Raw genomic sequence first — 25,514 nt, forward strand, 5'->3', positions numbered from 1 at the left:
AGTCGCTTAAATTATACCAAAATGGGGAGGTGCCCTTTTTTTATTGTTTGAAAGCCCTTGATACCGAAGGGATCGGAATTATGAAATCAACTCAAATATAAAAATATCACTTCAAAGAATAAAGTAAGAGCATTATTAAATGAACTAAACACCATATTATTTAGAATTACGAACAAAGTATGGTCCGTAGTCCTCTTTTTCATGAGGAATAAGGGTACTTCAATTGAAACCTTTATCTACAAGCATATACAACAGAATAATCTCCTTGTTCATACCGTAAATACCCTGTATTGAACTGACTCTCCAAAATGATTAAATCTTCACTTTTTCAACTTCCGCAACAACCATGGATTCTTCCTTAATTTTTACATATAGATTCTTTGATTCCTTACTAAATCCCTCTTTTTGCAAAAAATCTTTCAGTCCTGATTTTTTAGTAAATACAATTTCCTTAGCCTTCCGCTCACCTTCTTGACCATCTATTTCTTCCCTGATCGATACCATATAAATTTTCGTCAAGCTACATCCCCCCTACAATCACTTACGTATAATTGGTTGGAAAGTTTCATAATAAAAAGCCAAACCTCATTTGAGTGCGACTTCTATGTATGGATATTAACTAGTTAACTGCCCTTCAATGACCTGATATCATTCACATTTTCCCTTCATCCATTTGCCAATCACATGTGCTGACCATTTCATTTTCAATTACCTCAGCACCAATTGAACCATCTAAACGTATTATTCTTCGCGCTAAGATTTGAATGTCCGTGAAATTTAATACGTCCGAACGATATTGCCAATAAGTTTTGCTTCAATACACTTTTCCCTTTGTTTAAAGACAATTATTCTCATTCTTTCTCCATTTGTAATAGTTATAGGCCATTTGTATAAGGAAAAGAAATACCAAAGATATAAAAATAAACTGTTTCTCATAAGAATGCATAATAATTGATGAATTTAATATAACGAATACAGGAATCATTAGAGGTAAAGACCACATAGTCCGGATCATCTTTCTTCTATAACTCAATTTAGCGAAAGCAAATGTAAATCCTTTATCAAACTTTTCTTTGTTCTTATAAATTAATGAAAGAATACCGTTAATAAACAAACTCACAACCATTAGCATTATAAAAATTAATAATATTGACATTGCTCCACTCCCCAATCTTAAAGTACCTTTTATCAATTATTATCTCAGACGTGGGAAAATCGCTATTTTTGAAGTGAATTTTTCCCTTTGATGTTATTCTTCTTTCGATATAGCTCAAATACAGTAAAAATAAACAACGCAAACAAAAGTGTAAATAGACCAGACGCGACATGTGTATCTGGAATATATACCACCCAGAATGAGTTAATTAAGGCGTGGAAAATAATGCACAGAAAAATACTTTTGGTTGATGTATAAATGACTGTCAGCAGAAAAGATAATGCCAAAGCACTTAAAGTGAACCAGAGAAAGTTCATACTCATTTGATTTGAGCCCACGACGAACCACAATGGCAGATGCCATATTGCCCAAATACCACCCACAATAAGCGTACTTGTGAATGACGACCATTTCTTTTCTAACGTAGGCTGTAAATAGCCACGCCAGCCGATTTCTTCCAAACCTCCCCCGATAATCATAATCGGGAATAAAAGCAATGCTAGATATAACGGATTCTCCGTCGATGCCCCACCCCAAAGAGTCGGCAAGAAACAAGCAGCAAACGCAAGTCCGATTGTAAACAAGTACCATGATAATGGGTGTCTAGGATTTTTTATACTATTAATAAATGATTGAAACTCTTCTTTAGAACTATATTTCTGTTTCAGCCATACCTCACAAACGGCAGGTGTAACACCGCCCATAATAAACAATATCATTGAAAATGCAGTTCCAAACTTGATCACATTTAGCTGTGTTAATACCGCTAAGCCACCCCATAGTATCCACGACGAAACAAAGGTATAGAATAGAAACCTTCTTATCTCTTTCCACATTTGTGAACCTCCCCCTTATTTAGACCCCAATAATAATAGTACGGACTTGGATAAAGTATTCATAAGACGAATTTCGTCACATTGCACCTGTTCATTTTCGAACATACCATAACATTTTTGTAAAACAACATCTCTTACAATGCCGTCAATAGATGTAATAATAAAAGTAAATATATCTTCTGGTGACACTTCTGGTTGAAAGCTCCCTGAAGAAATCCCCTGTTGAATAGTACTAAATAACTGCTCGACCAAATATTGTCCACTTTCATTTTCAGTGATATTCGATAAAATTTTCTTTTGTCTCTCTGGATTGTTCGCAAATAAGATTGTAAGTTCAAATTGAATCTTGCCAACCGTTGATAGGTTTTCTTTTATGTAGTTACCGAGAAAAGTAAATAGCTTTTCTATTTTCTCTTGAGGAGCCTTGCTATTTTCAATGATTGCATCTACGGCCTGCTTATAGTCTGCATTCGCATTAGTTTGATTAATGATTTCAACAAGTATTTCATCTAAATCCGCATAATAGCGATAAATCCCTCCTTGACTTATACCTGATGCTTTAATGATATCTCTCATCGTAATTTCATGGAGTGGCTTAACTTTACATACCGATAACGCAGCCTCTAATATGCTACTTTTCTTTCTGATTACATACTCATGACTTACCTTTGGCATAATTAACACCTCCTTTTTAAAATGACACCATTGTCATCTTTATTGTATTTCATTACCTATTACTTTTCAACAACAAAATGACACTATAGTCATTTTAACCCAATTACATTTCACCCTTGTAATTACTATCTTTCTTTTAGACATACCCCACCGTACTAACTTGAAATAAAACCATACTTGATTTAGTTATTGTGGAAGACAAGACAAATCATTTATAAAGATGTTTTTATACTATGCTCGCAAAAATATCCACCTTCCTAGCCAATAGAATCTTAAAAGCCGATGCTTGACATAGCATCGGCTTCGTTCTTAATTATTTATTTTTACGTTCTTCATTGTACGCTATCCAAAATTCTGCGCCTTTAATGCCTAGTTTTTCTGGATGGAATGTTGGATCCTTCCCTTCTTTACGCTGCGCTTCATAGTCTTTTAACGCAATCATTGCTGGCTTCACCATCAATAACATCCCTAAAATATTGACCCACACCATTAAACCAAGACCAACGTCTCCGAATGCCCATGCTAAATCTGATGTCCGCACCGTACCATAGAAAGATGTTCCCATTACAGCCGCTTTAATAAACCAAGTCGCCATAACTTCCTTCTTCCCTTTAAATAAGTAAGCCACATTTGTTTCTGCAATATAGTAATATGAAAGAATAGTTGTAAAAGCAAAGAAAAATAGAGCTATTGCTACAAATGCTGAACCAAAGCTTTGGAAATTCGGGAATGCACTGCTCACCGCTGCTTGTGTAAAATCAGTGTAAGTAATACCGGCTGCATTTTCTTGTACTAATGCCCCCGTTGCACTACCTTCTTGCACGTTATATGTCCCCATGAACAACACCATTAATGCAGTAGCTGAACATACTAGCAATGTATCGATATAAACTGAGAATGATTGTACTAAACCTTGTTTAGCTGGATGAGAAACTTCTGCTGCCGCTGCTGGGTGAGCACCGTTCCCTTGCCCTGCTTCATTTGAGAAGATTGCTCGTTTAACCCCCCATGCAATCGCAGATCCGACCATTCCCCCAAATACCGCATCAGCGCCAAATGCACTACGGAAAATAAGACCTAAAACTTCTGGTATTTGCGAAATGTTCATCACAATAATAACGAACGCCATGAGTAAATAGGCAACTGCCATAAATGGTACAAGTATTGTTGCTGTTTTCGCAAAACGTTTAACCCCACCAACGATGATAAAGCCTAAAATCACAACTAAAAATGCACCCGTAATCCATGGCTCAATGCCAAATGCATTGTCAATCGCACTAGAAATCGCATTTGCTTGTACACCTGGAATTAAAAATGCCGTTGCTAAAATTGCAGCAATGGCAAACAATGTTCCAAACCAACGCTTACCTGTTCCTTTTTCTATATAAAAGGCGGGACCCCCACGATATACACCATTTTTCTTTTCTTTATAAATTTGTGCAAGGGTTGACTCAACAAATGCTGTTGACGCACCAATAAATGCTGTCACCCACATCCAAAACACTGCACCTGGACCACCAAATGCAATTGCTGATGCCGTCCCAATAATATTACCTGTTCCAACGCGACCTGATAACGCCATTGAAAGTGCTTCAAAAGAAGAAACACCACTTTCTGATTTTTCACCTTTAAACATTAACATTACACTATCTTTAATAAGGCGCACTTGCACAACACGTGTCATAAATGTGAAAAGCAAGCCAACTGCGAGAATACCGTACACAAGCCAAGGACCCCACAAAATGCCATTCACTATCTCAACAAATCTGTCCACTGTAAAAAACCTTCTTCGCTGTAGTTTGATTATTATATATCACTATAATTTATCCACCCTAGAAACACAAGAACTTTTTTTATATTTCATCAAAAATCGAAACTAAATAAAGAAAGAACACGTACTCCCACGCGTTCCCAATACACAAAGCACTATTTAATACACATTTTTTATACCAACACCTATATTAACAATATTTTTTAGCTAGTTGTAATATCTAGTTTATTGGAAGAGTACACTAAATTTACCCTAAAAAAAATACATTCCTCCTGAAAAATACATTAATATGTCCTTTTCAGAAGAACACAAAATGATAACAAAAAAATAACCACTCATTTTTAAACATAAATGAGTGGTTATTTTACCTTTATTATAATCTTCCTGATTCTTGTAATACTTTATACAGCATTTTGGCAAATTGACCACGTGTGATCCTTTGCGTCGGCTTCATTATTTCATCATAATCAATAGCCCCTAATGCATATAGCGTTGATGTATGTTGATCTAGTTCTTCATCGAAATTCAAAATATTACTATATGGGAAAGCTTCAATTTCTTCATTTGGTACAAAGTCAACAGCATCTAACATACGACCAAGTATTAATATCGCTTGTTGGCGTGTAAGCTTGCCGTTCGGATTAAATTCGTTATGCGACTTTCCTTTCATAACATCTAATGAAGTTAAAGCCCCTACATACCCGCTATACCATGATTTTTTCGTCTCTATATCCTTAAACTGCGTTGAGCTTACTTGCTGAAGACTAAAGGCACGTACTACTAATGCACTTACCTGTGCTCGTGTTAATGTTTCGTTTACACCAAAATAATCTGGTGTTCTACCATTCACAATTCCTCGCTCCGCTAATGCTGTAATATACATTGCATATGACGAATTCGCTATATCCTGAAAATTATTTACTGGTGGATGAACAAATTGCAAATCAGCATTACCGTGAATTGTAGCAATGACACGGTCCCCTTCATCACGATACGCTACTGGCTCCATTGTTTTTTTCATTACTTGCTTTAATACACCTGTATGACCGTTTTTAAAAATCTCCACTTCTAGCGGCTGACGATTACTCACAATATTGGCTTTCACACTGAATTTCCCATCTTTTTCAGATGCTGAAATTTTTGCCCCATACTTTGAATACACAATCATATTGTCAGTTTTCGTATGTACATAATTTGTTGGCAGTTGATATGCATATGTTTGCATCGGCGCACTAATCGCTGTGCCTAGCAATGCAACCATCGCTGCCATTTGAATTGTCTTTTTCATATCTCCTCTCCCTTCAGTATGTCTATTACTATCATAATAGATTCAATTACATAAAAATATAGTATTTTTAGCGCAGACCTTTCTACTCTCTATATCAATAAGCGGCGTTTATCCGTCTATTTATGATTTCTATCCGTCACTTTTCAACTTTTATCCCTTTACACAAATAATCCCCGTAAAGTATCTTGTACACACGGGGATCGTTTTTATTTTGCTAATACAGTATGTAATTCGTACAACTTTTTAATCTCATAGTGTGGCTGAACATCACTTGTATTGTCAATGTCACGAATGTTAAACCAGCATGTATCAATACCTGCTCGTAAGCCACCTTTTATATCAGACGTCAGTGAATCCCCAACAATCAATGTTTTGTCTCTATCAAGTCCATCAATACGTGTAAATACATAATCAAAAAACTCAATCATCGGCTTTTGATAACCTGTTTGCTCCGATACAAATATATCCTCAAAGTATCCCGCTAAATTTGCATCCATTAATCGTTTATTTTGCGTTATTGTCTTACCATTCGATACGACATACAAATCATACTCTTTTGACAATCGCTCGATGACTTCGTAAGCACCCTCGACATAATAATGAGCTTCTTGCAAATATTTTTGGAACTCGCCTTCAAAATACTCACCATCTACATCAATGCCATATTCCTTAAAAAATTTCGAAAACCGTGTGTTATGAAGTACGTTTTTAGTTACTTCCCCACGTTCAAAGGCACGCCACAAGTCTTCATTAATTTCTTTATAACGTGCAAGCATTTCGGGTGTTACTGTAATATTTTCTTGTTCAAATAAACGAGTTAACGCAGCATTCTCAGCTACATCAAAATCTAGTAATGTGTCATCCACATCAAATAATAGTGTTTCATACTTACCCAATATATCTTCCTACTTTCTTTCGTACGGTCTTGCCGCCTTGCTTTCTCTATCATATCGCGTTTTCTCAAAAATAACAGTAGAAAAGTACTTGCCGTTTCTCCTTCTCCATTTGACAAAAGTAACTCTGCACTATTTATGTGCAGAGTTACTATGTACCAACAAACGCTTTTGCACCGCTTCTTGCACTTCATGTTTTAGCGCTTTCGCGGAATATCGCAACTCTATACCTTCCCGGTGCGTTATAATTCCAGTAGCGGAAATCAACTTTTCACTTTAATAGTGGTAGTAAAATTTACTTAATCAACATACCTGTTTTATTAATATTATTTCGTTCCACTCGCTCCAAATCCAGATGTTCCACGAACCGTTTGCGATAATTCATTTACTTCTATTAGTTGAACGGAAGGGACAAATTGAATAACCATTTGAGCAATACGCATTGATTTTTCAACTATAAATGATTCTTTACCATGATTAATTAAAATAACACCAATTTCTCCCCTGTAGCCTTCATCAATTGTGCCTGGACTATTTAGCACTGTTACACTATGTTTTAATGCTAGTCCGCTTCTCGGACGAATTTGGGCTTCCGTTCCTTTTGGTAATTCAATTTGTAAACCTGTTTTAATTAGTTTGGCTTCTCCCGCTGGAATCACTACTTCTTCAATTGAATAGAGATCCATTCCAGCATCACCTGGATTGGCTTGCATAGGGAGTAATGCTTCAGCGTGGATTCTTTTGATTTTTACTTCTAAGTTCATTGTTATTCATCCTTAACGATTAAAATTAAATGTGTCATCTGTAATCGGTGCTACTTTTGCTTTTGCATACGTAGAACCCTTTTGTGAAAAGAAGTCATATGTGGAGCCTTCATTGCGAATACCATTCATCACAATTGGGTTAACTTCTTCTTCTGGGAACATCGGATCAAATCCGATATTCATGAGCGCCTTATTAGCGTTATAGCGAACATACGCTTTTACCTCAGGAGATAAACCTGTTTCGGCATAGATATCATCTGTATAATTCATTTCATTTTGATATAAATCCAGTAATAATTCATAACCCCATAAATTTAACTCTTCTTGTTTTTCCTTTGAAAACTGCTTAAATAAATTTTGAGCAAAAAAGCCTACTGCCACTCCATGAATGGATTCGTCACGTAAAATAAGCGAAATGATTTCTGCACTATTTCGCAGGAAACCTTGTCCTCCTAAGTACAATGGGTAGAAAAAGCCAGAGTAGAAAAGGAAAGATTCGAGCATAACAGATGCGAACATCGCTTTCCATAAGCTCTCTGAATCTCCTTCTTCAATACTATTGTAAATATCCCCAATTTTATTCGCCTTATACTGAAGGTATTCATTTTTCTTTACCCATTCAAATAGCTCGTCTATTTCTTCGTTCGTACAAAGCGTTGTGAATATATAAGAATAAGATTTGGCATGTATCGCCTCAAATGAATCAAAAACGGTTAAAACAGCCTTTTCTTGTAAATCTGTTGTATATGCAGCAACACGATTCATCCCGATATTTGTCTGAACTGTATCAAGTAATGTTAATCCAGCAAATACTTTTTTATACGTATCTTGATGTTCAAAACTCTTCCACTGTTTAATATCTTTACTTACTGCAATTTCTTCAGGAAACCAAATTTGCTTCCATTGCTGGTCCCAAAATACTTGTGCAAGTTCACTAGTTGGCTTATTCCAATTGACCGCCTCGTAAATTAAATTTGACATGCTACACACTCCTCTAAGCTTTGTAATCGTTGGCGTACATAGTAAACGGACTTAATCCCCTTTACCCATGCATAAATGTAGATTTTAGCCAATTGTTCTGTTGTCCAATTGTCAGTCACATAAAGTGTCATCGAAATGCCTTGGTCTACGTGCTTTTGAGAAGCTGCATATAAATCGATTAAATCATAAGGATTAACATCATATGCTTCTACATATAAATGGCTATTCTCATTCGTTAAATGCGGCATTGGATAAATTGTTCGACTATCCGCATAGTCACGTACCTCTACACGCTCTGTACTTGGAGCAATTGAAGCTGTACAACTACGAATATATGAAATACTACCAGTTGGTGCAATAGCTAAACGATATGAATGGAATAAACCGTATTGCATAACATCCTGCTTTAATGTTTCCCACATCTTTGTCGTAATGATTGGAATATTACCAAGTGCTTTTAACACTACAGGAGATAATTCTTCTTCGAGTTTATTTACATATTGACCAAAATAAATGCCTGAAGCGTAATCACTATCCTCAAATCGGTAGAATGTTTCGCCACTTTCTTTGGCAATCTCCATTGATGATTTGAGTGAATAATAGTTCATCGCTTCCATAAAATGATCCATAAAATCAATCGATTCCTTCGAGCCGTACATGATTCCCTCTGTAACCAGGTGGCCATGTAGATTCATACAACCAAGCCCTACTGAATGCATTAATTTATTCGCTTTTACAACAGACGGTACATTCTTGATGTTCGTCATTTGTGACACATTCGTTAATAGGTGCATAGCTGTATCAACTAACGTTCCAAAATCATTTACTTTACTTGCTGCATGGATATCAATTGACCCTAAGTTACACGATACATCTAACCCGTATTCATTCGGTTCATCTTGGTCAGTAATTATACTTGTTTGCTGTACTTGTAAAATTTCTGTACATAAGTTTGACATTTTTACTCGACCGATATTTTTGAGTGGATGCACATCGTTGACATTATCATCAAAAATTTCAAATGGATAGCCTGATTCAAATTGTGCTTTTTTCACTTCTGTATAAAGCTTACGCGCATTCAAACGCTTAATTTTACGGATATTCGGATTATCAAGGAATTCATAGTACATCTCTGAAATCGAAATATCAGACATACGCTTTCCATATTCTCTAAATATATCGTATGGACTAAACAACACAATATCTTTATCACGTTTCATGAGTTCGAAGAAAATACTTGGGATAATAATTCCCGTTGATAGCGTTGCGAGACGAATTTTATCATCGGCATTCGGTTTTTTTGATGAAATAAAATTTTCAATGTCTGCATGGAAAATATTTAGATAGACAACTCCTGAGCCATTTCGTTGTCCGAGCTGATTTGAATAACTGAAAGAATTTTCTAAAAGTTTAGCGACTGGGATTACGCCACTTGCACGATTTAAAATCTCTTTAATCGGATCACCTAATGGACGTAAATCTGTTAGGTTTACCCCCACTCCACCACCAAGGCGTGATAGCTCCAAACAATAACCAATATTTTCAGCAATACTATTCATGGAGTCATCCATTGATAATTTAAAACAGCTTACTAATTCGCCACGTGCTTTCTTCCCACTATTTAATGCTGTTGGCGTTGCAGGTTGATATGCTTCCATCATAGCTTCTACCGAACGTTCAGCTAAGACCGTGTCACCTTGTGCTAAATATAAAGCTATGATGACAATTCGGTCCTCATATTTTTCTAAAATTTCTTCCCCATCACGACTTTTCATTGCATAGCTATCATAAAACTTACTCGCACTCATAAAGGATGGGAAACGAAAATTATAATCATAGGCTTTCTTGTATAGCTGTTTAATAAATTCCATATCATACTTGTCGATAAATTGTTTTTCATAGTAACCCTCATCGACTAAATAGCGAATTTTTTCTTCGATATCAATAAAATAACGTAGACGCACATTTACATATTCTAAAAAGTAACGGCGCGTTGCTTCACGATCCTTTTCTAACTCTAGTTGACCTGTTGTGCTATAACGATTCAGTACATCATTATTAAGCTTTAAATATGTTTTCATCCCAACACTCTCATTTCATAAAACATTTGTATTGCATCATAATCAGCTTGATATCCTCGTAAATCTAATTTACGCACTAAGGGAACATCATACGTTGCTGCAATTTTTTCTCCGGCACCGCCAAATACTGTATGCCCAAAGTTACTATTGCCACTGACAACTACTCCCTTACAAAACTCCTTGTTTTGTTCTAAAAAACGAGTCACTTTTTCAGGGACATCACCTAATCCGTCTGTGTATGTTATTAAAAGATAGGACTCATCTAACAGTAATCCTTCAGAGATTTCAATCGATTCCACCCCTAATTTAGAAACAACACTTCGAACATTCCCTGTACGACTAGCAAAAACTATCATTAGGCAATCATCTCAATTTGAGAAACTATTTCTTTTACATCTCCTATAAATGTTCCTTTTACTTCAAGAACAGGTACGCTTAAAAAGCCTGCTTCAATAATTGTTTGCTTTGCTTGTTCGTCGTGATCAATGTTCACAATTTCCGCTTCAAGTCCTGCACGTTTTAATTCCGATTTTACCCAAAGACATTTTGGACAGATTGTTTTCGTATACAGTTTCATTTAAATCCCTCTTTTCAAAATATAAAAAAGGCTATCTCTTAGAGAGATAGCCTGAAATAGAAACGTTTAAAATACCCAAAAAGGTGACGTCCCCATTTCTTATTCCCCGAAGAAATGATTGATTTGTTTTATATAGGCAGGTCTCCTGGCTTTGCTTCATCCTCTGATTTCCTTCCCATGCAGATGCACAGTGGCTTTAATCATCGTCAGCTTCACAGTTGCGGGGACAGCGTCGGTATTGCACCGAACTTCCCTTTTAAACTACATATAGTAGTACCTTGATAAAACGAACACAATATATTGTTTTTTCAATAGAACTAAGTGTACCATCCTTCAAATAAAAAGTAAATCTAGAAAAGGGAATTCCTTAAAATCAAACTATTCTATATTTTTCGTCAAATGACTCAATATAATAACTTGCTAATAATCTACTCTTTAAATCCCTATCACTCTAGTACAATGGTTCGCTAACAGCCAATATAGTATAGCATAAGCAAAAGTAACGATATATTATCGGACACCAAAACTTTATGCGAGGCCACTGACAAAGAAAGTACCTCATAAATTCCCTTATTAGAATTGTTGTCGTATACATTCTCATTTCACAAGGTAAAGCCTAGCCAACCCTGCTACCCTGATGGCAGGCGAATCTTTAAAGAATGTCCCCATATGATGGATTATTCTATTTCAATCTCAATATTCTTCACAAAAACAGCCGTACCTGAGATAGAGATGTCTAGTTGCTCTTTTTCTTCTTTTACATGTACATATACGCGTCCATCTTTATTGATTTCATGTCCTTGTTCAACAATAAGTGTCGCAGGCAAACTAATATTTTCATTTACATACTTTTTATAATACGCGCCCATCACACCTGAAGCTGTTCCTGTAATTGCATCTTCAATAGTACCCGAATAAGGAGATGAAAAATGACGAGCATGCAGATCACTTCCCTGATCTCGCACTTCAAAACAGATAGGGTGTATAGAAGCTTTTGGCATCTCAAATAATACCTTCGGAAATTCTTCGGTGTTGGGTGTCATTTTTGAAAAGCTTGATAACTCTTTAATCGGGATAATTAAAGTCCAAATGCCTGTACTTCCGTAAACAATTGGATATTCTGAATGTAAATCATCTTCTCGTAATCCAATGGAAGCTGCTAAATCAGACTTATAACCACTAAATGATTGAAACTGTGGTTTTGCATGTTGCATAGTGATTAGTAATTGATTATTTTTTTCACAAGTCTGTATCGGCAATACACCTGCATTCGTTTCAATTGTAAAAGCTGATTTTTCTAAAAGTCCATTCATTCTTAGAGCATAAATCGTTGCCATTGTCGCATGACCACATAAATTCATTTCATGTCCAGGTGTAAAGTAACGAATTCGAAAATCAGCAATGTTCGAAGAAACAACAAAAGCTGTTTCATTAAATCCAACTGTTGCAGCAATAGTGAGCATTTGTTTTTCTGTATAATCCTCGCCATTCAATACAACACCAGCTGGATTCCCTTTCTCTGGAATGGAACTAAACGCGTCAATGTGCTTTATACTTACTTTTGCCAAAATACGTACCTCCTTCAATCGTAAAAATCATGCCTTACTTTAACTATTCGATACCCCATTCTTTTACTGCATCGTAAATGACAAGAGCCAATACTATTCATTTTGAAGTATCAGCTCATTTTTTTAAACAACTTTATTTACGGTGAAACACTATTTACAAATATCCATCGAATGACCTATGAAATTTCTTCTGGACCTACAATTAAATCGATAAATCACACACACCTCAAGACGTATGAATATCAATCGGAATAATTGGCACATTAAAAGCAAAAAGACGCAAATTCAACTTCTGAAAATGTGACCTTTAGCTTAATAACTTTGATTCTGCAAGTACCCTTATGTAATCCATACCCCAAATCCCCAAGGTTTCACATTTTTCCCATTCCTCTTTTGTAATTGGTCTTATTTCTTCTAACCCTTTCATTAATTTACAATATTCAGGTTGGTAGCTTGTTTGAGAACGAAAATAATTAGGCTCAATAGAGTCTAACTCCAATGGACGGTACCCAGTGATCATACAGCCTAATCCAGTTTCGTATATGCAATTAATGTGTGCTACTCCTTGAATTAAAGTTTTTGACCCTGCAATTGCTTCTGATGTAGGAGGAACACTTTCTATCCAATCCATCAAACCAGCAAGGAAAGTCCTTGTTGGCGGGGCACTATATTCTCCCGTAACCTGTATAACCCTACCGCAAGCAAACATTCCATTATGTAAAGGAATCGCCCAGAATTGACCTGGTATCAGTTTTTTATTTGATTTTGGTTTAAAAGGATAGTTAATTTTCAAATCGATTCTCCAATCATCTTTATTACATTATAACAAGATTCTTATTCAGTTATATGGCCCTTTAATGAAAACGAGCGCTGATCCTTATTACAGAATCTCTCCCGATTGCGGAAGATAGTTTTTCAACTATAGCCCCTGTAATTGAAGTAGAAGAACGATAAAAAAATGCAGGTATACAGCTTAATAAATTGTCTCTATATACAGGTTTTTATTTTTATTTTTATTAAGATAACATACTCTGAAAAATCTCGAAAAGTCCTATCGTAGCTATGTTTATATAGCTTTACATAAAAAGCTGTATAAACAATAGTCCTCGTAAAAAGGCACGAACGTTGATTTAACAACATTCGTGCCTTTTTGGTGTGTTTCCAAACTTGCGTTTGGAAACGTTATTAGGTGTAGTTATGTATACGTTATAAATCCTTGTTGTACTAAAAACTCTCCGTTAGTTCAAGAAGCAAATACTTAATCAAAAAGGTTATTACATTCTTGAATCATAAACTCAATGTAGTTCAATGCATCTTTTCGTCTATTGAAAACGGATTTGTATAAAGACTTTTTGTTGTCATTCCGTAACCTCATAGACTCATTAATAATCTTATGCCATCTTTGAGGAACCACCTTTAATGCATATTCACCTGCTCCAACTTTCGAAGTAATATCTTTTTCTTTAAATGTATAATAAAGACGAGAAACTCCCAAAACTCCCCACTCAACCATATGTAAACTAAATAATAAACCTATGTTATTGATGGTAGGGAACCGCTTACAATCACTCCACCAACTAAGCCAATAAGTATTAAGATTATCTCTCATATTATTAATTAAGATATTCCAATCAACCGTATAGCAGACATCCTCAATTTTTTGTCCTTTTATAGTTATCCCGTATTTCTTTAATTGATAAGCGTCTATTGAGTTTTTATCGAACTCTGTAAACCCATTGAACTTTCCATCATTAAAGCGAATACATAAAATATTGACTTTGTTTAAAGACACCATATCATCCTTCTCTATATAAAACCCGTCTAAATTTGTTTTTGGGTACTCTCTTTGCATATCCTTATGAATTTCTTTAAGAATATTTACCTCTGTTTCAACTAATTTTCGGTTTATTACCGCAATAAAATCAATATCACTAAATCCATCCTTAAATGCACCTAATGAGGCTGAACCAAAAAGATAATAAGCTTCAAGTAAATTGGGTAATTTCAATTCAATGTAATCAAAGTATGTATCTAATACTTCATCAATTTTTTTAGGAATATTCCTCATCTAATTTTCTCCCTTAAAACCCACTTTAATATAATAATTACAAATTTTCTTATATTTACCAAATTGATTATACCATATTATTTTGTTCAACTATCCTGCGCCGTTCGAAGTAAAAATGTCCCCAAAGCGGTGTTTGGTAACTTTCCTGGAATTTTAGTATGAAGGTGAATAAATTCTATCTGTATCAGTATCTAAAACAAAATTAACTTTAATATCCTCTGAATAAGGGACTTGCTCAAAGTTATGAAGTCTAAAAAAAATGTTAGGAAGATTACGTGAGTCCAAGGTCAATTCTTTTGCTTGGAGGTACATTTGTTTCAATTGTTGTTTTGAACACTTTCTTCCTGTAAGTAGAGCTTGGTTAAAGAAACCGTCAATTTCAATAATCATAAATATCACTACTGATTGCTAATCAGTCATATAGCTCCGATTTTTTATATTATTTTAACACATATAGTTTCTAGATAATTTTCTAGTTAAAGAATTAACATTCCCAAACCTTCGTTTGGGAACAATTCTTTGTTTACCGTTGTAAATCCGCATAAATCTGACTAGACCCCTTATTCCACAATCTGGCCCTTTAATGAAAAAAGCACTTTCCTTATTTCAGGAAAGCGCCCGATTGTGGAAGATCGTTTTACTTATTGAACTAACGCATCCGTTCGTTATGTGTAACTCTTCACAATTACTTGATATTATATAGGTGAATAGAAAGATAAGTTAAAATTTAGTTTAGTAGTTGTAAAAATAGCTTATTTATATTATTCCCTTATAACTTTTCAAAAAGGAGGGTTTATGAAAAAGATTATTGTTTTTGTATTAACGATATTTATATTATTCTCAGGATTCGCAACACAAAGTTATGCTTTGTCAGTTTCGAAATCTGCGGCAATACAAGCGTTGCTAGATGATGCCCGTCTTATATCAGGTGTACCGGGAATGTCAATCTCAATACTTGCTGATGATGAAGTGCTCTACTTTTCTTCAGGGTATGCAGACCGTAAAAAGGGTTTGTCTGCAAGTGAAAATACACTCTATGAGTTAGCCTCGGTCAGTAAAGCTTTTACCGGTATGGGTATTATGCTATTGGAAGAGCAAGGGCTGCTCTCGATGACTGACCCTGTCCAAAAATATTTACCTTGGTTTACGTTAAAGTATCAAGGGAAACTTGTTGATATGCAAAGTCTTACACTAAATAACTTTCTTCACCATACCAGTGGTCTAACAAATATTAGACATACTCAAAATATTCCACAAGGCAATACACCGGATATGTTGCAAAAGACTGTGGAAATGCTCGTAGATGCTGAATTGGAGTTCCCTCCCGGTGAACAGTATAACTATGGAACCGTTAATTATGACGTATTGGGTTTGGTTATTGAGATTGTGTCGCGACAAAGCTATGAAGACTTTATGAAGGAACAGGTATTTCAGCCGTTAGGTCTTCACCAGACGTATGTTTATAAAGAAGATGCTCAAGCCACTGGACAGTTGGCACAGGGCTACCGTTCTTCCTTTTTTATGACAACTCCATTTAATGCTCCGGATTATGCTGGGAATAAACCCGCAGGCTACATCATTTCTAATACAAAAGATATGGCGCGTTGGATGGGCATACAGATGGGTATCGTGCAGAACATACCCGAAATATTTCAAAGGGTTATCGAAAAATCACATAGGGGTGATATGTCTGTTTCGTCTGTCAACGATATGTATTATGCGGCAGGCTGGTCGGTAAACGCCGACCAAACGATTATAGAACACACTGGGGGCAATCCAAATTTCAGAACCGAAGTAGTCATACTGCTAAATGAACGAACAGCTATCTGCTTGCTGAGTAACGGCGCAAATACCAATATAAACCTGGTACTAAAAGTTAAAGATATATTAGACGGCAATCTAACTCAGTCATATCAAATAAGCGGCACACAGCTTTTGGATATTATTTTTTCGTCTATCACAATTATTCTTTGCCTATTGGCCGTTTTGCTATTTCTTGTAGGCTTACGCAGAAGGAAAACGAATGAGCGGCATCCAATGACAAAAAAGAGAATAATCGTAACAGTTATTTTCCTGATCGCTACGATTGTCCTGGGTATACTGTGCTGTGCTTTCGATTGGTCAACGATACTTATTTGGCGAACATATAGCGTTCTTACAGCTTTGATTTCGTCAGCATTATTAACAGCAAGCATTACATGGTTTGTATACACTCACCGATAAAATACCTCACTCCCATGATAAGCATAATGTTAAGTAATTAAATTTCAATTTATCGGTATGCTTAATTTGAAAAACATAAGACACTTCGGTGTCTTTTTTAATATCATCGACAATTTCCCCAGTCAAACCTAATTACTATTGCTTCCACTAACCTGCTCTGTTCGTAGAATAAGGATTTTTAAACAACTATATTATTTTTCAAATGACTTTATTGTAAATTAAACAACTATATTATTTTTGCACAAGCGTCGTTAGGTAACATTTCTTAAAAAAGTGTTATTCCACAATCTGGCCCGTTCGTAATATGAGGTTAGCCAGATTTTTCTGGTTGACCTTTTTCTTTTAGGTCTTATTATAACGGTAGTCGGGGTAGAACGTCTGGCCCGTGGGACTTGATCCCGTCCGCAAAACTGTTCACCCCCCACTTGTATAAACATGTTTCGAGCTGGTTGGGACAAGGATCCCGTTTAACAAGCGAACCTATGACATTACAAGCAGCTTTAGGGGTTACCGACGAATTTAGTTTTCTTAAGGAGGAGATTTGATTATGAATCCAGTCGTAGGTCTGGATGTTTCAAAAGGAGAAAGTCAGGTTCAAGCCTTTTTAGATAAAGGCAAACCATATCATAAGAGCTTTAGTATTAAACATACTCTTGATGGTTTGGATGGTTTATTAGGATTTCTAAGGGATATAGAGAAAGTGGCTGATGGTAAGCAACCTTCGGTTATTTTAGAATCTACAGGTCAATATCATATGCCTATCATTCAATTTTTGGAGGAGCAACAATACGTCTATATTATTGTAAACCCACTTATCTCTCATCGTGCTAGAAGTACAAATTTACGCAAAGTAAAGACCGATGCCATTGATGCCTATCATCTATGTGAACTATATTACAAGGAAGAGTTAGAACCATATAAAAAAAGAGGCATACAACTCTTAAATCTTCGTAATCTCACTAGACAACAAGAAACCGTATCAAGTACGGCTGCACAAACAAAATTACAGCTACAATCAATATTAGATCAGGTATTTCCTGAATATAGAGGTGTCTTTGGGAATCTCTACTCAAAAATCTCGTTACAGATTCTATCAATCTTCCCAACCTCCAAAGAGGTTTTAAGTGTTAACGAATTAGATCTTACTAATAAAATTGCGGAATTATGTACAACCCGTTCAGAAAAATGGGCAAAAGAAAAAGCAATTAAATTGAGAGAAGCTGCATTACGTAATCCATTTCAAAACAACTTATACCAAAGCCATATCTTTAACCTAAGAATGTTTATTAACATTGTTCTTCAATATCAAGAGCATCTATCAAAGTTAGCAGCAGAAATAGATGCCCTCGCTAAAGAAATTGAAGAATATGAAATAATCCAGTCTATCCCTGGAGTTGGAGAAAAGATTGCGGCAACAATCATCTCCGAAATTGGAGAGATAGAGCGGTTTAATCATCCTAAAAAGCTAGTAGCATTCGCTGGGATAGATCCTAGCGTTTACTCTTCTGGTAGGTTTACTGCTTCAATAAATCGCATAACCAAAAGAGGTTCTAGCAGGTTAAGGCAAGCGTTGTTTATGGCTGTACAATGCGGTATAAGAGATGCACGTAAGCAAAAAACAAGTGATGAAATAATCCCTAGAAATAAGAAATTAAGAGAGTTCTACGTTAAAAAACGCGAAGAAGGAAAACCTTTTAGAGTAGCAATAATTGCTTGTGCTAATAAGCTTTTACATTGGATTTATGCCCTACTTAAAAGGAAGATGGCTTTCCAAAATACAGATTAAAAAGAAATAACTAATTACATTAAATAAAACCTTCCAATTTTATAGGAAGGCTTATTTGGTATACCCTTTTTTTAGTATATCATGTAGGTTTTAATTTTTTTATTGAAAAATCTTGACAACTATTAGCTGGTTTTGTTGAAGAAAAAAAAGCCCCAAAGCGATGTTTGGGAATAATGTTGAAATGCTTGTTGCAGAAAAGAACTTCGTTCGTTTTATAATTTCTATCCGAAGTTTCTATCCAAAAACAGAAGTAAATAACTACCTGCGCAAAGAAAGATGGATATTTTAGTAATAATATAAATTGAAGTTTCAAATGAATTTAGTTTTCTTTCCCTCTTAATTTTTTTAAAAAATCTATAATAGTAGAGTGAACATAGAAACAATATTATTGCCGATATTTGGAATATGTTTTCTAATAGATTAACCAAAATACTATCTCCTCACATTAATATTACAGTCTTTTCTAAATTTACTATTCTGTTTTCACTTCAATAAAGAAAGCCACTTCTCCTTCTTGAACAAAACTGCTGTATTAGTTGAGGTTCCCAAACCGTCGGTTGGTAACATACCTTAAAAAATTGTTATTCAATAATATGGCACTATTACTGAAAAAGACACCATTCCAATTCAAGGCGCCCGATTGCGAAATAGTAAGAATAGTAAAACCACCTTATCCAAACTAGAATTTAGCAGCCATTTAACTTGAGAATATTAACTTTTTAAAACCATTCGTACTGTTTTTAAAATATGTCCATCGAAATCATCATCAAACTCTTTAACAACTTCAAAACCTTTTGCTTCATAAAAAGTCTTTCCTATTTTATTGTCCTTTTCTACGTTGATATAAATCTCTTTTATACCGTCTAATTCATCGATTCCTTTTTGTAATAACGCTGAACCTATTCCTTTACCTTGTACTTCCGGATAAATATAAATAGCACCTAATTCAGCTTTACCATCTTCTCTTACTGGAGAAAAGTTAGCAAAACCCACAATTTCGCCTGCTATTTCTGCCACAAAGAGAAAAGAGCGCTCTAAACGTTGTTTCATCCTTTCATCATTGTAAGCAGTTTTTAAGAAGTTTTCTTGCACCTTTAAAGGAATTATTCCTTCATAAGTAGCATTCCAACTTGTTTTTGCTACGTCTTGTACTTGCTTTGTATCTTCTGGTTGCATCTTACGAATTGTAAAATCCATACAAGCCCCCCTGTTATTTAATGGTATAACTTATTATTCAAGATGTATCTTTTAATATCCTTTTTATTCCACAAAATGGCCCGTTTGTTGAATAGAGTTACTAACATTTTTAAAACATTTCAAACGATTTTATTGTAATTTAAACAACTTTATTATCCTCTGTACAATTACGGGCTTACTGATTACCTACCTTAGTCAAAAACTATCCAAGTCACATGTGCAAAATAGCTGCTCATCTGAAATTTTTTAGATAACCGGCTATTTCTTGGGCGTAAGACGCCGTCCGTTCTAGACAATAACAATCCACCATAAAAAAGGCCACCCCAAAATAATTTGAGATGACTTTTGCATTTATATATTAGAATAGCTCTAATGCATGCCGGTTGTCGTTTTCAACGTCCATACGTAGTGCTGTTGGAACTTCTGGTAAGTCTGCATGGCTCAGCTAGACTTCGGCATATACTTTACACAGCATGAAATCACTTCGAAGATAATCGCGAAGTTTTATTTGATTTGTTTACACAGTTGACAATGAGCCTGGTTGAGCAATTGCTCTACTTCAGTTTTAAGTGCTTGGTTCGCATAACGAAATATTTCATCTTCACCCGCTGTAGCTATACGCACATCACTAAAATATTTATCGATTCGGTGCCATCCAACAACACGTATTTTTTGTTTAGCTAGCATTCGCTTCAAATTGAAATAATCCTGTCGTACACTTTTCATTAAATTTTCCACGAAAGGTAAGTAGATTGCTTTCATCTTCAACTGCTCCAATGTTTTATAATCACATTGTAAAGACTGAATCGCTAAATCTAAAATAAGATACTGGTGTAAGAGCTGTCGTTGTTCGGCGTTAATCATAGCTCTCATCCTCTAATCGTGCTGCGTGTATTGTGTGAAATGGAATGCATTTTACAGCAGTTAGAGTCTCCAGTACTAGTTGTTGTAATTCAATATCTAATGCAGTGATTGCACCAGTCCATTGTACGTACTTAGCCTCTTGCCACGTAGTAATCGTTACTATTTTATGCTGTTTAAAGGCTTGATTAATTGTTTGTTGCAAGTCCTCTAGCTCCCATTCAAATAAAGTTCGTGGAGCTTCAGCATAAGCTTCCCTTTTCCACTGTTTTATTTTTTGTATATGTTCAGGAAGCATCATCGCCGTCCATTTAATCGATCCTCTATCTCTTATCATAAAATATCACTCCTATTATGCTAAATGACCTCCAACTAATTTATCACGTTTTAAAGCTGTACCAGCATCAGTAAATGAAACTGCTCGTAACAATGCCGTAGCACCGAACTTTCGCCTAATAGAGTCCATTGTGTGCCCTAAGATTTGGCGTTGTTCTTTTTTGACATCAAACAGATCGAGTTGAATGCTGTGTTCCGGCTCAAGATTAGATATACGTACTGAGAGCTGCCTTGCTGGCTCGCCAGCAAAATACTCATCGAGTAATTCAAGACAAACATTATACATAACAAGGGTTTCACTAGTTGGTACTTTTATCGTTTTTGATCGTTGGAAACCTTTTGTCATAGCACTACGGCTATAAGACAAACCTAGTGTAATTGTCCGACCAACATAGCCTGCTTCGCGTGTTCGTCGCATAACGTCCTCACACATTTCTAGTAACGCCACAGATATTTCTTTCCTAGTATGGTAGTCACGCATTAACATCTGGCCTTTCCCAAAGCTTAGAGCTGAGTTTTTAACTAGAGGCTCTCCAAGTGTGGAAAGGTCAATCCCATGCGCATGGTGGTACAGTTGATTACCCATGATGCCAAATTTTTTCTCTAATTCATTTAAATCAGCATTTGCTAATCCACCGACTGTTAATATCCCCATTGCATTTAATTTGGATTCCATCTGTTTTCCAATACCCCACATCTCAGATAAAGGACGCACAGGCCAGAGTTTCTTCGGCACATCTTCATAGGTCCACTTTGCAAAACCTGACTTTTTAGCTTCAAGGTCTAAAGCAAGTTTTGCCATCAACATGTTAGGACCCATCCCAATAGCACTCGGGATACGAAACTGATCATATATCGCTTTTTGAATTTCCTTTGCTGTATCTTCAGGAGGTCCCCAAAGCTTTGCTGTTTCAGTTAAGTCCACCCAATTTTCATCGACACTATAAATATGTATGCACTCTGGCGGCACATACTTTGAAATAAGACGAATAATAGCCATAGACATATCGATGAAGAAACTCATCTTCGGTTCAAATAGTTTTATGTCTGGATGCTTTGGTATTTCAAAACGACGATTTCCCGTTTTTATCTTGAATCGCTCCTTCATAGGTGGCGATGCAGCTAAGACAACGCTACCAGGTTGAGTGAAATTAGCTACGATTGCGATTGGGGTTGTCATGACATCCAAACCTTCAAGCATTGCCATGCAACTAGCGTAAAAACTTTTCATATCTATACATATAATGGAACGCTCAGGCAGATTTTCATACATTAAACGATTCCTCGCTCTTTATAGACAACTGGAACAATAGCAAAATCATTATCGATAATAAAAGTACGCTTTGCCTGATCCGGGATACACTTTTTCGTGATGACTCCAGACTTTGAAATGTATATCATGGATACTAGCTGATTGCGTTGCATCGCTTTTATTAACTGATATTTCATTGTTTTTTCTCCCTCCACAACAAAACAGAACACTTGTTTGTATATATTATACGCACAAACGTTCTGTTTTAAAAGTGGTAATTTTTATATCAGTCCTTTTAGTTGATCAAGAACTGATTTAAAATCCTGTATTCCTCCTATTTCTCGAAAGTTTCTAAATGGATTCCCCACAGTTCTTATTCGTTCCATTACAGCTGGCATTGTAAATTTATCTGGACTTAATGATTCATTTACTTCATCCCAATATAGTGGTGTTGCAATTAGACCTTTATCGTTCCCCCTAGCCGAATACGGAGCAATAATAGTTTTCCCTTCACGGTGTTGTACATAATCCAAATATAATTTATTTTTCCGATTCTTTTTCAATCGTTCTGTTGTAAACCATTCTGGATACTGTTCAGCTAAAAATTCACATACAAACTTTGTGAAAATACCTGTTTCATCATACGAAAATGTATCTAGCGGTAAGGGAATATAAATTTGCATCCCCTTACCACCTGAAGTCTTTATAAAAGACTTTAATTTAAAGTGATCAAAGATAGCTTTCATTTTCAGAGTAGCACTAACAGCTAAATGAAATTCATTAACTGAAGGTGGATCTAAATCAAAAACAATCTCAGTTGGGCTCTCCGTACGAATCGATTGAAATGGGATATGGAATTCTAATGCAAGCTGATTACCTAACCAAAGCAAAGTTTCAATATTATTGCACAGAATAAAATTAGTGTCCTCTACCCGTTTGGTTGTAACATACTCAGGAATGTTAGCTGGGCTGTTTTTCCGATAAAAACTTTCACCTGGAGCACCATGTGGAAATCGTATAACCGTTAATAGACGTTCACGTAGGAACGGCATCATGTATGGAGCTATGCTTTGCAAATACAATAAATACTTATCTTTATTAATGCCTATTGCTGGCCAAATAAGCTTGTCAGGATGTGTCATTGATACAGACTCTGGTATCGGTTGTAGCTGTCGTTGCATTTGTTGCCAATTACATTGTTTTGGGCCAATATTGAACTTAAATGCGTGGAATCTTGGCTCTCTTAATTTACTTCCATCAAAGTCAATGCACGCAATATCTACATATACTGAAGGTTCAATTGACCATGTTTCATTCACTTTTCTCCCATTGGTTTGAAAGAAAGTAACAAGTATTTTCAGCTCTTCATCCTTTAAACCATGTCTAAATGTGACAACCTCAATCAATTTATCCTCTTTATAAACACCTCCATGAAAATAACCATTCCCTTTGTCATACTTGAACACAATTACCGTAATGTATCTCCAATTCTTTATCTTGAGCCAGTTTTTTGACCGAGTATCACTAACCCATTTACTCGTCTTTTTCTTAGCAATAATTCCTTCACCGTTATTAACTTTAATCTTATTTAACAAAGGCGCACTATCCTCAAAGACATCAATTGCTTGGATTCTTCTTGTGGCTTCATAGCTGACTGAAACAGGTAGTCCAATACCACTAAAAATCTTCTCTAGTAACTGTTTACGAGTTGTTAAATACCGTTCAGATTGGTCCTCACCTTTATATTTCAAAAGGTCGAATACTACATAATGACAAGGGAATGCCTTAGCATGTTCCGAAATAACTTCCTTACTACGCATTCGGCCTCTTTGCTGGACAATAGAAAAATTACTTTGAAAATCATTTGCTAGATAGACCAGTTCGCCATCTAGGAATAAAGGTAAATGAGCTTTAATCGATTCATATATTTCAATACAAAAATCTATAATCTCGGGAAACATTTTATTCAATTCATTATCATTTCTACTTTTTAGAATAGGTACTTTTTCTACCCACTCTAATGTACACCGAAAACCATCATATTTTGTTTCATAAAGCCACTCATCCCCAACAGGAGTTTCAACCGTGTCCGTTAAAAGCATTGGTTTCATTTAAGTAAACCTCTTTTTTATAATAGTTTTTGACTAACTAACAACACTAATACATAAATTCTGCTGAAAAATTAAATAATAAGCAGATAAATAATTAAAAAAGAAGGTGCAACATGCATACAGTTTGGAAAGGCAGTATCAGTTTCGGGCTTGTAAATATTCCAGTAAAATTGCACGCAGCAACTGAAAATAAAGATATTAAGTTAAGGCAGATCCATAAGGAATGTAATACACCGATTAGCTATAAAAAAGTCTGCGAAGGTTGTAACAAAGAAGTAACTGACGAGGACATTGTAAAAGCCTATGAATATGCGAAGAATAAATTTGTTGTATTAGACGATGAAGAGCTAGAAAATTTACGGAAGGAAAATGAGGATAAGGCCGTAGAAATAATTGATTTTGTAAAATTAGAGGAGATAGATCCAATCTATTTTGAACGTACCTATTTCTTATCCCCCGATACAACAGGTGCTAAGGCATACGCATTGCTACGTAAAACATTAGAGGAATCCGGTAAAATTGGCGTTGCTAAGATTATTATACGTTCAAAAGAGCAACTGGCTGTAGTCCGTGTATATAAAGAAGCTTTGGTTATGGAGACAATACATTTCCCCGATGAAGTTAGAAGTGTTAGTGACGTCCCGAATGTACCTAGCGTTGATGCCGTCGTACAAAAAGAACTTGATACAGCACTGATGTTAGTTGAGCAATTAACAACGGTCTTTGATCCAACCAAATACACCGATGAATACCGTACAGCATTAATGGAACTAATAGAGGAAAAAAAAGCAAACAGTACAGTTACAGTTAGTGATAAACGACCTCTACCTGATAATGTGACTGATCTTATGTCTGCTCTTCAAGCTTCATTAGACAAAACTAAAAAACCTACTAGAAAAAGAACGTCTACACGAACAAAGAAAAATGCTTAATAAAAAGACCGTAATTACATGCAATTAGACATTATCAATTATTTAAGTCACTAGGATAACTTTTGAAATAAAAAACCAGGTACTCACTTGAACGTAAGTATCTGGTTGAACTTTATACTCCGTGACCACTCGCTTGTATAAACTTTGTCACTCGAAAA

24 protein-coding genes, 1 pseudogene and 1 riboswitch are annotated in these 25,514 nt (G+C 35.5%); of the genes and pseudogenes, 4 read left to right on the plus strand and 21 right to left on the minus strand.

What is annotated here, in order from left to right; all coding sequences use genetic code 11:
• Positions 1-312 precede the first annotated feature (312 nt).
• The 12 genes from ACIQZG_RS20545 to ACIQZG_RS20600 form a co-directional block, all read right to left on the minus strand.
• Positions 313-519 (minus strand): hypothetical protein, encoded by a 207-nt coding sequence (locus ACIQZG_RS20545; RefSeq protein ID WP_402757367.1) that lies wholly within the window; start codon positions 517-519, stop codon positions 313-315.
• A gap of 699 nt (positions 520-1,218) precedes the next feature.
• A complete protein-coding gene (locus tag ACIQZG_RS20550) occupies positions 1,219-1,992 on the minus strand; it encodes a CPBP family intramembrane glutamic endopeptidase (RefSeq protein ID WP_402757369.1) in 774 nt (257 codons plus the stop codon).
• A 15-nt stretch (positions 1,993-2,007) separates the two neighbouring features.
• Entirely contained in the window at positions 2,008-2,667 is a 660-nt protein-coding gene (locus ACIQZG_RS20555; protein ID WP_402757371.1) for a TetR/AcrR family transcriptional regulator, read from the minus strand.
• A gap of 313 nt (positions 2,668-2,980) precedes the next feature.
• On the minus strand, positions 2,981-4,441 hold the full coding sequence (locus ACIQZG_RS20560) for an alanine/glycine:cation symporter family protein (RefSeq protein WP_402757373.1): 1,461 nt from the start codon (positions 4,439-4,441) through the stop codon (positions 2,981-2,983).
• A gap of 370 nt (positions 4,442-4,811) precedes the next feature.
• Positions 4,812-5,726: an S-layer homology domain-containing protein gene (locus tag ACIQZG_RS20565; RefSeq protein ID WP_402757375.1), complete on the minus strand. Its 915-nt coding sequence runs from the start codon at positions 5,724-5,726 to the stop codon at positions 4,812-4,814.
• A gap of 206 nt (positions 5,727-5,932) precedes the next feature.
• Positions 5,933-6,622 (minus strand): YjjG family noncanonical pyrimidine nucleotidase, encoded by a 690-nt coding sequence (locus ACIQZG_RS20570; RefSeq protein ID WP_402757377.1) that lies wholly within the window; start codon positions 6,620-6,622, stop codon positions 5,933-5,935.
• A gap of 323 nt (positions 6,623-6,945) precedes the next feature.
• Complete coding sequence (dut, locus tag ACIQZG_RS20575; protein ID WP_402757379.1) at positions 6,946-7,383, minus strand: dUTP diphosphatase; 438 nt, start codon at positions 7,381-7,383, stop codon at positions 6,946-6,948.
• A 12-nt stretch (positions 7,384-7,395) separates the two neighbouring features.
• The gene (nrdF, locus tag ACIQZG_RS20580; protein ID WP_402757381.1) at positions 7,396-8,364 is read right to left on the minus strand and encodes a class 1b ribonucleoside-diphosphate reductase subunit beta; all 969 of its coding nucleotides are present in this window, start codon (positions 8,362-8,364) and stop codon (positions 7,396-7,398) included.
• A complete protein-coding gene (nrdE, locus tag ACIQZG_RS20585; RefSeq protein ID WP_402757383.1) occupies positions 8,352-10,445 on the minus strand; it encodes a class 1b ribonucleoside-diphosphate reductase subunit alpha in 2,094 nt (697 codons plus the stop codon). Before nrdE ends, nrdF begins: the two co-directional genes overlap by 13 nt.
• Complete coding sequence (gene nrdI / locus ACIQZG_RS20590; protein WP_402757385.1) at positions 10,442-10,801, minus strand: class Ib ribonucleoside-diphosphate reductase assembly flavoprotein NrdI; 360 nt, start codon at positions 10,799-10,801, stop codon at positions 10,442-10,444. Before nrdI ends, nrdE begins: the two co-directional genes overlap by 4 nt.
• A complete protein-coding gene (locus tag ACIQZG_RS20595) occupies positions 10,801-11,022 on the minus strand; it encodes a glutaredoxin family protein (RefSeq protein WP_402757387.1) in 222 nt (73 codons plus the stop codon). Before ACIQZG_RS20595 ends, nrdI begins: the two co-directional genes overlap by 1 nt.
• A 118-nt stretch (positions 11,023-11,140) precedes the next feature.
• Positions 11,141-11,318: riboswitch (cobalamin riboswitch) on the minus strand.
• A 381-nt stretch (positions 11,319-11,699) separates the two neighbouring features.
• A complete protein-coding gene (locus tag ACIQZG_RS20600; RefSeq protein ID WP_402757389.1) occupies positions 11,700-12,590 on the minus strand; it encodes a PhzF family phenazine biosynthesis isomerase in 891 nt (296 codons plus the stop codon).
• Positions 12,591-12,758: 168 nt separating this feature from the next.
• On the opposite strand from ACIQZG_RS20600, the pseudogene ACIQZG_RS20605 reads away from it, so the two are divergent.
• Positions 12,759-12,845 (plus strand): annotated as a pseudogene (locus ACIQZG_RS20605) (DUF3888 domain-containing protein); the annotation flags it as partial.
• A 52-nt stretch (positions 12,846-12,897) separates the two neighbouring features.
• Here the strand turns inward: ACIQZG_RS20605 and ACIQZG_RS20610 are convergent.
• From ACIQZG_RS20610 to ACIQZG_RS20620, 3 genes are all read right to left on the minus strand, one after another.
• The gene (locus ACIQZG_RS20610) at positions 12,898-13,383 is read right to left on the minus strand and encodes an Imm26 family immunity protein (RefSeq protein WP_402757390.1); all 486 of its coding nucleotides are present in this window, start codon (positions 13,381-13,383) and stop codon (positions 12,898-12,900) included.
• 465 nt (positions 13,384-13,848) lie between these two features.
• On the minus strand, positions 13,849-14,658 hold the full coding sequence (locus ACIQZG_RS20615; protein WP_402757392.1) for an aminoglycoside adenylyltransferase domain-containing protein: 810 nt from the start codon (positions 14,656-14,658) through the stop codon (positions 13,849-13,851).
• Between the two features lie 153 nt (positions 14,659-14,811).
• Positions 14,812-15,048 (minus strand): hypothetical protein, encoded by a 237-nt coding sequence (locus ACIQZG_RS20620; RefSeq protein ID WP_402757394.1) that lies wholly within the window; start codon positions 15,046-15,048, stop codon positions 14,812-14,814.
• A gap of 405 nt (positions 15,049-15,453) precedes the next feature.
• Here ACIQZG_RS20620 and ACIQZG_RS20625 point away from each other — a divergent pair, with 405 nt between their 5' ends.
• Both ACIQZG_RS20625 and ACIQZG_RS20630 read left to right on the plus strand, forming a co-directional pair.
• Positions 15,454-16,881 (plus strand): serine hydrolase domain-containing protein, encoded by a 1,428-nt coding sequence (locus tag ACIQZG_RS20625; protein ID WP_402757396.1) that lies wholly within the window; start codon positions 15,454-15,456, stop codon positions 16,879-16,881.
• A gap of 547 nt (positions 16,882-17,428) precedes the next feature.
• Positions 17,429-18,667, plus strand: coding sequence for an IS110 family RNA-guided transposase (locus ACIQZG_RS20630; RefSeq protein ID WP_402757398.1), 1,239 nt, complete (start codon positions 17,429-17,431; stop codon positions 18,665-18,667).
• A 711-nt stretch (positions 18,668-19,378) separates the two neighbouring features.
• On the opposite strand, the gene ACIQZG_RS20635 is transcribed toward ACIQZG_RS20630, so the two are convergent.
• The 6 genes from ACIQZG_RS20635 to ACIQZG_RS20660 form a co-directional block, all read right to left on the minus strand.
• Positions 19,379-19,864 carry a GNAT family N-acetyltransferase gene (locus ACIQZG_RS20635; protein WP_402757399.1) on the minus strand — a complete coding sequence of 162 codons (486 nt, stop codon included), beginning with the start codon at positions 19,862-19,864 and terminating at the stop codon, positions 19,379-19,381.
• Between the two features lie 504 nt (positions 19,865-20,368).
• Positions 20,369-20,728, minus strand: coding sequence for a YhjD family protein (locus tag ACIQZG_RS20640; protein WP_402757401.1), 360 nt, complete (start codon positions 20,726-20,728; stop codon positions 20,369-20,371).
• Positions 20,721-21,062: a YolD-like family protein gene (locus tag ACIQZG_RS20645; RefSeq protein ID WP_402757403.1), complete on the minus strand. Its 342-nt coding sequence runs from the start codon at positions 21,060-21,062 to the stop codon at positions 20,721-20,723. Before ACIQZG_RS20645 ends, ACIQZG_RS20640 begins: the two co-directional genes overlap by 8 nt.
• Positions 21,063-21,077: 15 nt before the next feature.
• A complete protein-coding gene (locus ACIQZG_RS20650) occupies positions 21,078-22,334 on the minus strand; it encodes a Y-family DNA polymerase (RefSeq protein ID WP_402757405.1) in 1,257 nt (418 codons plus the stop codon).
• Positions 22,334-22,510 (minus strand): transcriptional regulator, encoded by a 177-nt coding sequence (locus ACIQZG_RS20655; RefSeq protein ID WP_402757407.1) that lies wholly within the window; start codon positions 22,508-22,510, stop codon positions 22,334-22,336. The genes ACIQZG_RS20650 and ACIQZG_RS20655 overlap by 1 nt, the downstream gene beginning before the upstream one ends.
• An 84-nt stretch (positions 22,511-22,594) precedes the next feature.
• Positions 22,595-24,424, minus strand: coding sequence for a DNA ligase D (locus tag ACIQZG_RS20660; protein WP_402757409.1), 1,830 nt, complete (start codon positions 24,422-24,424; stop codon positions 22,595-22,597).
• A 113-nt stretch (positions 24,425-24,537) separates the two neighbouring features.
• On the opposite strand from ACIQZG_RS20660, the gene ku reads away from it, so the two are divergent.
• On the plus strand, positions 24,538-25,356 hold the full coding sequence (ku, locus tag ACIQZG_RS20665) for a non-homologous end joining protein Ku (protein WP_402757411.1): 819 nt from the start codon (positions 24,538-24,540) through the stop codon (positions 25,354-25,356).
• Positions 25,357-25,514 lie beyond the last annotated feature (158 nt).

It is taken from the genome of Lysinibacillus sp. NPDC096418, assembly GCF_044762775.1.
GTDB lineage: Bacteria > Bacillota > Bacilli > Bacillales_A > Planococcaceae > Lysinibacillus.

What these genes read in the sequence shown, in the direction of transcription:
- ACIQZG_RS20660 (WP_402757409.1), bottom strand. Translation starts at nt 24,424, where the DNA reads ATGAAACCAATGCTTTTAACGGACACGGTTGAAACTCCTGTTGGGGAT.
- ACIQZG_RS20565 (WP_402757375.1), bottom strand. Translation starts at nt 5,726, where the DNA reads ATGAAAAAGACAATTCAAATGGCAGCGATGGTTGCATTGCTAGGCACA.
- ACIQZG_RS20655 (WP_402757407.1), bottom strand. Translation starts at nt 22,510, where the DNA reads ATGAAATATCAGTTAATAAAAGCGATGCAACGCAATCAGCTAGTATCC.
- dut (WP_402757379.1), bottom strand. Translation starts at nt 7,383, where the DNA reads ATGAACTTAGAAGTAAAAATCAAAAGAATCCACGCTGAAGCATTACTC.
- ACIQZG_RS20555 (WP_402757371.1), bottom strand. Translation starts at nt 2,667, where the DNA reads ATGCCAAAGGTAAGTCATGAGTATGTAATCAGAAAGAAAAGTAGCATA.
- ACIQZG_RS20615 (WP_402757392.1), bottom strand. Translation starts at nt 14,658, where the DNA reads ATGAGGAATATTCCTAAAAAAATTGATGAAGTATTAGATACATACTTT.
- ACIQZG_RS20635 (WP_402757399.1), bottom strand. Translation starts at nt 19,864, where the DNA reads ATGGATTTTACAATTCGTAAGATGCAACCAGAAGATACAAAGCAAGTA.
- ACIQZG_RS20550 (WP_402757369.1), bottom strand. Translation starts at nt 1,992, where the DNA reads ATGTGGAAAGAGATAAGAAGGTTTCTATTCTATACCTTTGTTTCGTCG.
- ku (WP_402757411.1), top strand. Translation starts at nt 24,538, where the DNA reads ATGCATACAGTTTGGAAAGGCAGTATCAGTTTCGGGCTTGTAAATATT.
- ACIQZG_RS20645 (WP_402757403.1), bottom strand. Translation starts at nt 21,062, where the DNA reads ATGATAAGAGATAGAGGATCGATTAAATGGACGGCGATGATGCTTCCT.
- nrdI (WP_402757385.1), bottom strand. Translation starts at nt 10,801, where the DNA reads ATGATAGTTTTTGCTAGTCGTACAGGGAATGTTCGAAGTGTTGTTTCT.
- nrdE (WP_402757383.1), bottom strand. Translation starts at nt 10,445, where the DNA reads ATGAAAACATATTTAAAGCTTAATAATGATGTACTGAATCGTTATAGC.
- ACIQZG_RS20595 (WP_402757387.1), bottom strand. Translation starts at nt 11,022, where the DNA reads ATGAAACTGTATACGAAAACAATCTGTCCAAAATGTCTTTGGGTAAAA.
- ACIQZG_RS20625 (WP_402757396.1), top strand. Translation starts at nt 15,454, where the DNA reads ATGAAAAAGATTATTGTTTTTGTATTAACGATATTTATATTATTCTCA.
- ACIQZG_RS20620 (WP_402757394.1), bottom strand. Translation starts at nt 15,048, where the DNA reads ATGATTATTGAAATTGACGGTTTCTTTAACCAAGCTCTACTTACAGGA.
- ACIQZG_RS20650 (WP_402757405.1), bottom strand. Translation starts at nt 22,334, where the DNA reads ATGTATGAAAATCTGCCTGAGCGTTCCATTATATGTATAGATATGAAA.
- ACIQZG_RS20630 (WP_402757398.1), top strand. Translation starts at nt 17,429, where the DNA reads ATGAATCCAGTCGTAGGTCTGGATGTTTCAAAAGGAGAAAGTCAGGTT.
- nrdF (WP_402757381.1), bottom strand. Translation starts at nt 8,364, where the DNA reads ATGTCAAATTTAATTTACGAGGCGGTCAATTGGAATAAGCCAACTAGT.
- ACIQZG_RS20640 (WP_402757401.1), bottom strand. Translation starts at nt 20,728, where the DNA reads ATGATTAACGCCGAACAACGACAGCTCTTACACCAGTATCTTATTTTA.